The 12722-nt window shown below is 51.9% G+C and carries 4 protein-coding genes and 6 pseudogenes; 2 read left to right on the top strand and 8 right to left on the bottom strand.

Annotated features, from left to right (window positions below; all coding sequences use genetic code 11):
* Positions 1–403: 403 nt before the first annotated feature.
* The gene (locus DZ54_RS0115685) at positions 404–817 is read right to left on the bottom strand and encodes a hypothetical protein (protein WP_025675105.1); all 414 of its coding nucleotides are present in this window, start codon (positions 815–817) and stop codon (positions 404–406) included.
* 369 nt (positions 818–1186) lie between these two features.
* Between DZ54_RS0115685 and DZ54_RS22520 the strand changes: the two are divergent.
* Positions 1187–2517 (top strand): annotated as a pseudogene (locus DZ54_RS22520) (ATP-binding protein).
* A gap of 69 nt (positions 2518–2586) precedes the next feature.
* Here the strand turns inward: DZ54_RS22520 and DZ54_RS22515 are convergent.
* A pseudogene (locus DZ54_RS22515) lies at positions 2587–3739 on the bottom strand (DUF3103 family protein).
* 377 nt (positions 3740–4116) lie between these two features.
* Positions 4117–5336 (bottom strand): annotated as a pseudogene (arcA, locus tag DZ54_RS22510) (arginine deiminase).
* Positions 5337–5662: 326 nt separating this feature from the next.
* Here arcA and rraB point away from each other — a divergent pair.
* On the top strand, positions 5663–6043 hold the full coding sequence (rraB, locus tag DZ54_RS22505) for a ribonuclease E inhibitor RraB (protein ID WP_037330745.1): 381 nt from the start codon (positions 5663–5665) through the stop codon (positions 6041–6043).
* A 71-nt stretch (positions 6044–6114) separates the two neighbouring features.
* On the opposite strand, the gene DZ54_RS0115655 is transcribed toward rraB, so the two are convergent.
* The 5 genes and pseudogenes from DZ54_RS0115655 to pepA form a co-directional block, all read right to left on the bottom strand.
* Positions 6115–6645, bottom strand: a complete 531-nt coding sequence (locus DZ54_RS0115655; protein ID WP_051416068.1) for a GNAT family N-acetyltransferase — start codon at positions 6643–6645, stop codon at positions 6115–6117.
* Positions 6646–6771: 126 nt separating this feature from the next.
* A pseudogene (locus tag DZ54_RS22500) lies at positions 6772–7154 on the bottom strand (DUF2061 domain-containing protein).
* 186 nt (positions 7155–7340) lie between these two features.
* Positions 7341–10198 (bottom strand): annotated as a pseudogene (locus DZ54_RS22495) (valine--tRNA ligase).
* An 18-nt stretch (positions 10199–10216) separates the two neighbouring features.
* A complete protein-coding gene (locus DZ54_RS0115640; protein ID WP_025675100.1) occupies positions 10217–10717 on the bottom strand; it encodes a DNA polymerase III subunit chi in 501 nt (166 codons plus the stop codon).
* Positions 10718–10867: 150 nt separating this feature from the next.
* Positions 10868–12377 (bottom strand): annotated as a pseudogene (gene pepA, locus DZ54_RS22490) (leucyl aminopeptidase).
* Positions 12378–12722: the final 345 nt, after the last annotated feature.

Here is a 12722-nt window from a genome sequence, read left to right as displayed (position 1 = left end):
TCATTGTAGTGACCAACTAACATTGGCCACGGTGCTAGATCGTGTGAGAACAGAGATCCATTCAGCAGAATCAGAGCAACCAAATTCGACAAGTTCGGCTTGATGGTTTTGTCACGACTTCTGTTCAGGGGTCGAGCTCTGTATGCATTCCCACGCGGGAGCGTGGGAACGAGTAAAATGGCACCACCGACGTTAAAGTACGCGTAGGTCGGCATAAGCGCCTTCTCGATCGCGCAAGCTTGGTGTGATCTCCGCCGCGCGCCCGTTGCACGGCGCCATCGGACATTAAAGCCAAAGATTAACCTCGATGATAAATTTGGCGTCAAACGTAACAGGCGCAGTGCAACTGGCGCCCAGGTGGCATAATGCATCATAGTTGACATCTTGCAGGGGCTTGTGTCACCTACGCCAATGGCATCATCGATGTATAGATTTTGTCATTGTTGTGGCCGCCCCAAATTGGCCACGGTGTTAGAGCGTGTGAGAACAGAGATCCGTTCAGCAGAATCAGGGCAACCAAACTCGACAAGTTCGGCTTGATGGTTTTGTAACGCTTCTGGCATGGTTCAAAATCCGTATGCATTCCCACGCAGGAGCGTGGGAACGAGTAATCGTCGCCAATGACACCACCGACGTTAAAGTACGCGTAGGTCGGCATAAGCGCCTTCTCGATCGCGCAAGCTTGGTGTGATCTCCGCCGCGCGCCCGTTGCACGGCGCCATCGGACATTAAAGCCAAAGATTAACCTCGATGTTAAATTTGGCGCCAAACGTAACAGGCGCAGTGCAACTGGCGCCCAGGCGGCATAGTGCATCATTATTGACATCTTACCGGGGCTTGTGTCACCTACGCCAATGGCGCCATCGATGTATAAATTTGGTCATTGTTGTGGCCGCCCCAAATTGGCCACGGTGTTAGAGCGTGTAAGAACAGGGATCCGTTCAGCAAAATCAGAATAACCAAACTCGACAAGTTCAGACTGATGGTTTTGTAACGCTTATGCCATGGTTCAAATCCCGTATGCATTCCCACGTAGGAGCGTGAGAATAAGAGAGTACACTTTAATGCGCATAAAACTGTCTATATTTACATTTTTATGCGCGTAAAAATGTTATGTATTGCATTTTGTTGCGCGTTTTTGTGTAATAAACAACCAATGAGATGAGCGCTTAAACTGGGTGGTTAGATGAAACGAGCACTACTTGAAAACCTACTGGCCTGGAAAGACAAGCCGAATAGGAAGCCTTTACTGATTGACGGCGCGAGACAAACGGGCAAAACCTTCCTATTGCAAGAACTGTTAGGCAGTGCCTTCGACAAGGTCGTCAGGCTCGATTTTCTCGAAAGCCGGAGTTAATGGACGCTTTCTCAGGATCTCTTAACCCCGATGATATCATCACCAACATTGAACTCTTAACCGGACAGATCGTCGAGCTATCAACCGATCTCCTTATTTTAGATGAAATTGGTGAATGCCCAAGAGCGGTTACCGCGCTTAAGTACTTTGCAGAAAAGGCGCCTAATGCCTATGTGGCTGCCAGTGGCTCAAACATCGGATTGCTCACCTCCTTTCCCGTTGGAAAAGTTGAGCAGCACAACTTAAGGCCACTGACTTTCCGGGAGTTTTTGTGGGCCTCGGGAGAACAAGCACTGCAAAAAGCGTTTGCTCAAAAGATGAATTCTTCTGCGGCTCATTCCAAGTTAATCGAGCTGCTAACCGATTATTACTTCGTTGGCGGCATGCCTGAAGCCGTGAACTCGTGGTTCGAAGACGCAGAGCGCAGCATTCTTGAACGCATTGACGCCGTCTCTGCAGTCCATCGAAACTTAATTGAGGGCTACATGCGGGATTTCGGGAAGTACGCTGGCAAAGTGGATGCGCAGTTAATCGAGTCTGTCTTTCGAAGCATTCCTGCTCAGCTATCTTCGATCTACGACGACTCCGTAAAGCGGTTCAAATTTAAGGGCGTTCACGAACGTAAGTCGCGCTATGCGGAATATGAAAGTGCAATCACATGGCTTCACAAGTGCCGCCTTGCGCTAAAGAATTATCCGATTGAAGGACGGCCTCGTTCGCCTTTAGCGGCTTATCAGAAGGACAATACGGTTAAACTCTTTCTCTTTGATATCGGCTTATTGAACCATATGCTCGGCACAGGGTTCCGTGAAATCAAACAGCAAGGCTATGAGTATAAGGGATATGTCGCCGAGAACTATGTTCAGCAGGAAATCGCTGCCTTAGGTATTGAGCCAAGCTTTTCTTGGGGGGATGCAAGAGCGGAGATAGAGTTCATCATCGCGGATGACCTAGGTCGTATCGTGCCCGTCGAAGTTAAGAGCGGTAAGCGAACCCGTGCAAAATCATTGCAGTCTTACATCGATAAGTGCAAGCCCCACAAGACGATCAAACTAACAGGCACGCAAGGCTCGCCAGCAACAGAGAAAGAGCACATCGTGATGCCGCTTTACTACACCGAATACTTACTTGATCACCTGAGCGATCGAGACCACGGCTAGGTGAGTCAGCTCCGACACAAAAAACGCAGCCCCATGGCTGCGTTTTGTCTCTCTATACCGGACCAACCATTACTTCGTCGGCTCGATAGTCAGTGGTTCCCAGGTGGCGGTGGCGTTGCCGCTGGCGCCGTATTGGTCTGGGTATTCACGGCCTTTAAGCAGGGTGTAGTACACATCGACAAAGTCATCATCGTTAGTCAGCCAGCCGTCGGGAATGGCTTCAATGATTTTGCCGGTGATTTGTGTGACCACGCCATACGCCTGTGCTTCCAAGTCGGGAATGGCTGCAAGGATGTCGCTGGCCACCTCGTTAAGTTTCAAGGCCAACTCTTTGTAGTTGGTGCCGTCGTCTTGCTCCATCAAGATAACGTCCGCCGCGCCCCAGCGATAACGCTCCCAATGGATCATTACCTGGTTGGGGTAATAGGTGGTTTTGTCGTAATCTAAATACGGCATATCGACAATGTCGAGCGTCGGTTCATCACGGCTGGGGTTCACGCCGGTGACAATGGCATACACTTCTGCCGCGCCGGAGATCCAGGGTTCTTTATCGTCTTCCAGGCGAATGGTTTTTAGCACCGTGGTGTCAATGGGTTGGGCTGGGGCTTGTGCCATCATGCGCGCACTACGACGCATCCGTGGTGCAGGGTTTTGCTCGGCCAAGGTGCGGCGCATCACTTCCAGTCCGGCTTTTAATGCGGCTTTGCCGTCGGTATCAATCACTAACACCGGGCGGTCAGGCATTTGATAAACGTCTAACCAATGGGTGTTGCCCTCGGTGTCAAAGGCCTCAATCTGGGTCCAGCTCTTTTCATCGCGCCAGGCCGGTTCAAVGGACAAAGCAAGGGGCTTGGCCGGCCTGCCAACGCGCGAGCATGCTGGGGTCAGCTAAGCGCACTTCGAGCAGTTGATCGGCGACTTGCTCCACACCTTGTGCTTCACGCAGCGCGCGGTCGGCGCTGTGTAGCTGTGAATCTAGGCTCCGTTTGCTGCGTGAGCTGCGTGCTTGAGGCTGTGTCAGTGCAGACAACGGAGCATTTAAGCCATAACTATTAATGTTGCGCTGTAGCGTAGGGGCGATTTGCGCGTAGTCTTGGCTCAGTTGTTTGGCGGTGTCGCGCTTGATTTTGACTACTTGGTTATCTGCATTGCCGGCAAAAGCGGGGGTAAAAGCATGGGTAAAGCCGACCAATAGCAGCGAAATCAGTGTTTTTTTATTCATCGCATGTCCTCTTGATATACTTCAACTGACGTTAGCGGACTAACGTTTGTATAGTGCGATGTCTTACTCTCAATCCGCTATTGGCAAAGACGCGGGTTGAGAGTGCCGTTCACAAAAAACATGTCACCTTAATGCGACGTTAATCATTTCTGGAAGTAGATTAAATGCTCTCTCATTAAAAAGCATGAGAGTGAATGGGCATTTTTTGCTACCCGTAAAGCCGGATTTTAATAACACTCTGATAATCAATAAGAAGAGACAAGGCTGTGTGCGCAGGGAAGGCGGGGATAAATGCGATCGATCAGCGATTAAACCTCACAGTAGCCGGTAAAATAAAGCCGCTGGCGAGGCAGCGGCTAAACTGAAACCGGCGAAAGTTAGATACCGTCGCGTTCAAGCGGACAGCTCATACAGCGAGCGCCACCGCGGCCACGGCCGAGTTGGTCGCCCGGAATAGAGAGCACTTTAATGCCGGCTTTATCGTATTTTTCATTGGTGTAGGTATTGCCCTCGTAGCCAATCACCACGCCGGGGCGTACGGTCAGCACGTTGTTGGCATCGTTCCATTGCTCACGCTCAGCAGCATAGCTGTCGCCGCCGGTAGTGATAATGTTTAACGGGCCGACATCCAGCGCTTTTTCAATCGCGGTGAGGTAGCAAGACTGTGCTTCCACGTTGAGGCTATCTTCCCCTTTGCGGGTTAAGCGCCAGCATGGCAAATCGGGGCGCATCACCGTGGGGTAGACTGAGAACGTATGGATATCCATGTGGGTCATCACGGTATCAAGGTGCATGCATGAGCGGCTTTTTGGCAGTTGCACCGCAATCACTTCTTTGGCTTGGCCACTCAATAGCAGGCTGCGCGCCAGCTGCTCGACTCCTTGTGGGGTGGTGCGTTCGGACATGCCAATCAAGACCGCGCCGCGGCCAATTACCAGCACGTCGCCACCTTCAATCGCGGCGTTGTCGTAATCGCGGACTTCATCACCCAGATAATTCACAAATTGGCTTTCCGCGAATTCAGGATGCCAGCGGTAAATGGCGCGCAAATGATTGGTCTCACGCTGGCGAGCGGATTTCGCCATCGGGTTGAGTGACACGCCGCCATAGACCCAGCAAGAGGTATCGCGGGTAAACAAATGGTTAGGCAGTGGTTCAATCACGAAGTCGGTTTTGTCATGCATGGCTTGCATCATCGAAGACGATTGCACGGGCAAATCAATATAGCTTAAGCCACCGAGCAGGATCTCCGCGAGTGTGTTGTGGTCGATATCGGCCATGTAGGCGCGTACATCGTTGGCAAACTGATAGCCAAGACGGTATTGGTTGAGCTGGGTGTCGAGCAGCCATTGCTTGGCGTCAGGTTCGGCCAATGTCTCAACCAGTAAGTCGTGCAGTAGATGTACTTGCACGCCTTGGTTGGTGAGTGTGCGGGCGAACATATCATGCTCTTCGCCGGCACGCTCGACCGCCAGCACATCATCAAACAACAAATCGTGGCAGTTAGATGGCGTTAGGTGGTTCAACGCTCGTTCAGGCGATGAAGCAGAACGCGCTTCAGTTGCCCAACTTCGGATCCAACGTAAAACTCACTCATGGATAGGTCCTCTTTTTCCTTAATACGGGCCAGGTAATGAGACAAACAGCGTTTTGCATACTCGGGGTGTATTCACCGTTAAGGTGGGAATGCAGGCTATTTGCACAGGGTAGGCGTGTCTCATGTCTTCCTTGGATGCTCGAATAATGACAACCTTCCGAGAGGAGGTCAATGTTACAAATCACTAACAATCTCACCAAACTAGCAAGGTCACAGAAAATTCATCAACTTGGCGGTTTTCTCATCAGTGATACGATGACCGAACGTGGCATTTTTTGCCAAACCGTGCCATATTGCGCCCGTATTCATTTTCTGGAGTCGCGTTTATGTCACAGGCTGAACTGATCGAACAACAACACCAAGAAACTCGTATGATCATCGAGGAGCTTCTCGCCGACGGCAGTGATCCGGATGCGTTGTATACCATTGAGCACCATTTGTGTGCCGATACCTTTGAAGCGCTGGAAGATGCCGCGGTCGAGGCCTTTAAAATGGGCTTTGAGGTGGCTGAGGCCGAAGAGCTTGAGCTGGAAGAAGGCGGCACGATTGTGTGCTTTGATGCGGTGATGGAAACCGCCTTGAATGCCGAGCGCATTGATGAGCAAGTAGAAAAGTTAGTGGCGTTGGCCGATAAGCATAATATTGATTACGACGGCTGGGGCACCTATTTCGAGTCGGATGAAGACGAAGGCCCTGAGGGCGAGTAACGCGCGATCACACCGAATAAAAAATGCTGTTTAAAGCCACGCTAACGTGGCTTTTTTTGTGCCTGGATGGATTAGAGTGTCTTTATCATGGTGACTTCACAGCTGTCGTGACCAGTGTTGCCCATGCGCTCACACGGGGTAAAGCCGAGTGATTGATACAAGGCAATAGCCGCGGTGAGGTTGGCGGTGGTCTCGAGGTAGCAGCGTTGATATCCCCACTCCCGCGCCGTCTCCATCGCCTGGATAGCTAATTGCTTTGCGATGCCTTTGCCCCGTAATGCCGGTAGAAAGTACATTTTTTGCAGCTCACACACGCCATCGTGCCCGGGTAGCGGGGCGACACCGCCACCGCCAAGGATGCTTCCGTCTTTCTCAATCACCCAGTAGGCCGCGTGCGGGTGAGTATATTGTTCGCTGAGATGATCGAGGGTGGCGTCGGCGACGCTAAACCCGGCATCGGCACTAAGACTATGCTCGGCAGACACGCGACGGATCACCTCGGCAATGGCGAGATTATCCTTGGGTTCTATTAAACGCACGGTAAGGGATGCCGGTTTGTGTAAGCCGAGTTCCTGTAAGTCTTGGGGGCTACCCTTGGCCATGAATATACTCCGGATAATAGATTTATCGGTAATCTATCTCACTGGGTTGGCTTTCACAACTCAATCGCGATACAGGCAAGGCGGCGATCATTGCGCGTTGTTCGGCGTCACTATCCCGGTGTGGTTTTAGTGGTGGTGCCCCAAGTGCACCGGTGCGGGTTTTACCCCATGGCGGCGCTGCCAGATTTTTCAATGGAAAAGTAAGCCAATGTATTGATGCTGGGTTCAACCAGCGCTAATGCACCACCGACTAACCAATCACCGCTGATCAAATAGCCCACCAAGAAAGCGACGTTAAAGTGGATCACCGCAAAGCTGGCGGTTTTAATCACCGGACGCGCTTGACGGCTTAGTTTCCAGATTTTTTCGTGCAGATAAAAGGCACCCGTGTTGACCGTTGGCTCGGTCATGGCAATTAAGCTACCTAGAATGATATCGCCGGTGAGCACATACGCGACCGTAAAGGCGATCGAAAAGTGGATGGCGGCAAAACTGAGTGTCTTTTTCATGGTGTAGCTCCTTCGCGGCAACACGCGTTTATTCAACAATGACAGTATGCACATCCAATGTCGATAAATAAAAACGGTTCTCACTATCTTTTAGATAGAGCAGAGCTATCAATGTCGATCCATCAGCATAAAAAAAGCCACGCAGATTAGCGTGGCTTATTCGGGGTAACCGGCTGTACCGATGAATTATAACGCGGCGATGGTGACCTTTTGCTCACCGAGCTTGGTTAAGGTATCACGATAGCCATCGAGCTTTTCACGCTCTTTGGCCACCACGGCTTCGGGCGCTTTAGCGACGAAGCCTTCATTGCCAAGCTTACCTTCAACACGCTTGATCTCACCTTCGATTTTGGCAATCTCTTTGTCCAGACGCGCGAGTTCGGCATCTTTATCAATCAAGCCCGCCATTGGGATCAAGATCTCAGCGCTGCCAACCAAGGCAGACGCACAGGCCGGTAGCGTTTCGCTGCCGTCCAGAACCTTGAAGCTACCCAGTTTGGCTAGGGCGTTCAAGGTAGTGCTGTTGCTGGTGGCGCGTTCCGCATCACGTGAATCCGCGGCTTTTAGCATCACGTCAAGCGGTTGGCTTGGGGCAATATCGTACTCGGCACGTAAGTTACGGATGCTGACGATAAACTGCTTCACCCACTCGATGTCTTCTGACGCTTGTGCGTTAACATGGCTTGCCTCATATTGCGGCAGTGGCTGCTGCATGATGGTGTCGCCTTCCACGCCGTTCACTAGCGGCTTAACGCTCTGCCAGATCGCTTCGGTGATATATGGGATCACGGGGTGCGCCAGACGCAAGGTTTTTTCCAGTACGGTGATCAAGGTGTAACGGGTGGCGCGTTGTTGCGCGTCGTTGCCTTTCCACAATACGGGCTTGGTCAGCTCTAAGTACCAGTCACAGAATTGATGCCAGATAAACTCATACAGTACACCCGCCGCCATATCGAGACGGTAGTTGTCGAGGTGGGTGTTAAAGTCTTTGGCCGCTTGCTGGAACTGAGACTCGATCCACTGATCGGCGTTTGAGAAGGTCATCTCGCCGCCGTTCATGCCGCAATCTTGTGCTTCGGTGTTCATCAGCACGTAGCGGCTGGCGTTCCAAAGCTTGTTACAGAAGTTGCGGTAACCTTCCAGACGCTTCATGTCCCAGTTGATGTCACGGCCGGTAGAGGCCAGTGCCGCCAGGGTAAAGCGCAGTGCATCGGTGCCATGCGCCTCGATGCCGTTTTCGAAGGTTTTGCGGGTCGCTTTTTCGATCTTTTCAGCCAGCTTCGGTTGCATCATGTTACCGGTGCGCTTGGCAACCAGATCATCAATGCCAATGCCGTCAATCATGTCGAGCGGGTCAAGCACGTTACCTTTCGACTTCGACATTTTCGCGCCGCTTTCATCGCGAATAAGGCCAGTCATGTAGATGGTCTTAAACGGGACTTGTGGCTTGCCGTTTTCGTCTTTGATGAAGTGCATGGTCATCATGATCATGCGCGCCACCCAGAAGAAGATAATATCGAAGCCTGACACCAATACATCCGTAGGATGGAAGGTTTTCAGTGCCTCGGTATTGTCTGGCCAGCCGAGGGTGCCAAAGGTCCAAAGGGCTGAAGAGAACCAGGTATCGAGCACGTCTTCGTCTTGGCGCAGCGTGACGTCGTCGCTAATCTGGTTGTCACGACGGACTTCGTCTTCATCGCGGCCCACATAAACGTTGCCTTGGTCATCATACCAGGCCGGAATGCGGTGACCCCACCAAAGTTGACGCGAGATACACCAGTCTTGCACATCGCGCATCCACGCAAAGTACATGTTTTCGTATTGCTTGGGCACAAACTGAATGTCGCCATCTTCTACCGCTTTGACAGCCGGCTCGGCGAGCGGCGCGGTGCGCACGTACCATTGGTCAGTCAGCATTGGCTCAATCACCACGCCACCGCGATCGCCATAAGGCACGGTCAGATCGTGATCTTTGATTTCACCCAGTAAACCGAGAGAATCAAATTCGGCGACGATCGCTTTACGCGCGGCAAAGCGTTCCAAACCTTGGTAGGCGGCTGGAATGTCGCTCGCGTAGGCAGTGCTGGGCTGGCCTTTGTGATCAAACACCTCTGCGCTGTCGCGGATATCCGCGTTCAGGGTCAAAATGTTGATCATTGGTAGCTGGTGGCGCTGGCCCACTTCATAGTCATTGAAGTCGTGCGCTGGGGTGATTTTGACACACCCGGTGCCTTTTTCCATGTCGGCGTGTTCGTCACCCACAATAGGAATACGACGGTTCACCACCGGCAGTAAGACGTGTTTGCCAATCAGATCTTTGTAGCGCGGATCCTCAGGGTTCACGGCGATACCGGTATCACCCAGCATGGTCTCTGGACGAGTGGTGGCAACCACAATGTAGTCTTTACCGTCTGCGGTTTGGGCACCATCAGCAAGTGGATAACGGAAATGCACATGTGGCCTTTCTTGTCTTTGTTTTCCACTTCTAGATCCGAAATTGCCGTGTGCAGTTTCGGATCCCAGTTAACCAAGCGTTTGCCGCGATAAATTAAGTCTTCTTTGTGCAGGCGCACAAACACTTCTTTCACCGCATTGGAAAATCCGTCGTCCATGGTGAAGCGTTCGCGATCCCAGTCGACAGAGGCACCGAGACGGCGCAGCTGTTGGGTAATGGTGCCACCGGATTCGCCTTTCCATTGCCAGATTTTGTCAATAAACGCATCACGGCCATAGTCGTGCTTGGTTTTGTCTTCTTCGGCTGCGATCTTACGTTCCACCACCATCTGTGTGGCAATACCCGCGTGGTCGGTACCCACTTGCCAAAGGGTATTTTTACCTTTCATGCGCGCGGCACGGGTCAGGGTATCCATGATGGTATCCTGAAACGCGTGGCCCATATGCAGGCTACCGGTTACATTCGGGGGTGGGATCATGATGCTAAAGGCATCTTTGCTGGTATCACCATGAGGTCGGAAATAGCCCGCCTCTTCCCAGCGCTGATACAGCGCTTTTTCAATTGATTGTGGATTATATGTCTTTTCCATAGCGCTCTTGAAAGATCGTCAAGGGTTGGGCGATTGGTCGATGGCCAGGGTATGAAGTTGCAGGCCTGCCAGTCGGTATGCTTTATATCGGTGACGCGCGTGCTGTTTGAGCGTCTCATCGCAAGGGACGAAGTCTATCACTTGTGCAAACGAAGGCGCAAAATTTGATGCCTCTGTCGCCAAATTGATGAGCACGCTGCGATGACCGGTATGGCGCACACCTGGCCAACCTATTTCTACCGGTGCGCCGCTTCGCGGCCCTTCACCGACCAGGTTATGAGGCACGAAGGTATCTGGGTCACGTTGCCATAGAGCGTCATCGAGTTGATGCGCTTGGGCTTGGTCCTGTGCGGCCAGATAAATGCGTTGCCCTTGTTGATAGTAGTAAAAAGCCAGATCAATGGCGGTGTCTACGAGTGTTTGTTGTTCACGCGCTTGCTGTTCAGGTGTCAGCCCCAGGCTGTTGTTGTCGTCTACTGGCGCTGGCGGCGACAATAGATAAAAGGTGGCGGTGGGCATATACGCTCCTAAAAGTGAGAAACGGCCTCCGTCCCAAAAGTGGGGTGTCCGGGTAGCGCGGAGCCTTCAACATAGCCGATTGTGCGTACAGACACCAGTGTCGGCAAAAGTTTGAGCAAAAAAAGGAGGCCGGTGGCCTCCTTTTCGTGGTTACTCTTCCAATTCAAGGCCGGAGCGGTTGAGTAAAAATTGCACCAGCAGAGGCACGGGGCGGCCGGTGGAGCCTTTTTCTTTGCCGCCGCTCTTCCAAGCGGTCCCAGCGATGTCTAGGTGCGCCCAGTTGTATTTCTTGGCAAACCGAGACAAGAAGCAGCCCGCAGTGATCGTACCACCGCCTTTACCGCCAATATTGGCCATATCCGCGAATGGGCTATCGAGTTGCTCTTGGAACTCATCGGTCATTGGCAAACGCCACGCGCGATCACCGGCTTGCTCTGAGGCACTGATAATATCGTGCGCGAGAGGGTTTTGGTTGGCAATGAGCGCACTGATGTGATGGCTCAGTGCCATAATACAGGCCCCGGTGAGGGTCGCGACATCAATCACACACTCTGGCTCATAACGCTCAACATAGGTGAGGGCATCACACAGTACCAAGCGACCTTCGGCGTCCGTATTAAGGACTTCGACCGTTTGCCCTGACATGGTAGTTAGGATGTCACCTGGGCGATACGCTTGGCCGTCTGGCATGTTTTCACAGCCGGCGAGCACACCCACCACATTGATCGGCAGGTTAAGCTCGGCCAAGGCACGCATCACCCCAAATACCGATGCGGCACCGCCCATGTCGTACTTCATTTCATCCATGCCGGCACCCGGCTTGATGGAAATACCGCCCGAGTCAAAGGTGAGGCCCTTGCCGACCAGCACAATCGGTTTTGCTTCTGGGTCCGGGCTGCCCTTGTATTCCATGATCGACATCATCGATTCATTCTTGGAGCCTCGGCCGACGGCAAGATAGGAATGCATGCCCAGCTTTTCCATTTCCTCTTCGCCGATAATACGCGTGGTTACTGCGTCATAGTCATCAGCCAAACGGCGTGCTTGTGAGGCCAGATAGGCTGGGTTGGCGACATTAGGTGGCATGTTGCCGAGGTCTTTACAGGCATTCACGCCCGAGGCAATGGCTAAGCCATGTGCAATGGCACGCTCACCCAAGTTGAGCTCACGACGTGGGAACGTTGAACACCATTTTGCGTAATGGGCGACGGATTTCTGGCTTAACACTTTTGAACTGGTTGAAGGTATAGAGGCTATCTTTGGTGCTTTCAACCGCTTGACGTACCTTCCAGTAAGTGTCACGCCCTTTGACATGCAGTTCGGTTAAAAAGCAGACCGCCTCCATGGAGCCGGTTTCATTGAGGGTATTAATGGTTTTTTTAATGATTTCTTTATATTGGCGTTCACCGAGCTCGCGCTCTTTGCCACAACCCACCAGCAATACGCGCTCTGACAGCACATTCGGCACATGATGCAAAAGGAGCACCTGACCCGGTTTACCTTCAAGATCACCCCGGCGTAGTAGGGCGCTGATGTAGCCGTCGCTGATTTTGTCGAGTTGCTCGGCCACTGGGGACAGGCGGCGAGGTTCAAACACGCCAACGACAATACAGGCACTGCGTTGCTTTTCGGGGCTACCGCTCTTTACACTGAACTCCATTTGTACTCCTAGATCCTAAAGACAATTGGGACCAAATGTTGGATAATGCCGCCTCTATATGTTGTTGAACGCTCTATATGCGCCCGGATCAGCCGGCGGTCAACAAATGGCCGAAAGATTAGAAAACAACTAATTAAACCAGAAACTATAGTTATTCGAGTAAAAAAACAAGTTTTCCATTAGGTGCCTTCGCTTTGATAATTGTTCGATATTTGATCCGGGAGACAGTTAAAACACAAGTTGCGGTTTTATTTGTGTTGTTTCTGGTCTTTTTTAGCCAAAATTTATCCGTGTGCTCGCCAGTGCCACAGAAGTCGATCCCGGGAAATCAGATCATTACCTTAG

Source organism: Salinivibrio socompensis S35 (assembly GCF_000513715.1).
GTDB classification, from domain to species: domain Bacteria; phylum Pseudomonadota; class Gammaproteobacteria; order Enterobacterales; family Vibrionaceae; genus Salinivibrio; species Salinivibrio socompensis.
This window is presented reverse-complemented; position numbering and strand designations above follow the sequence as displayed.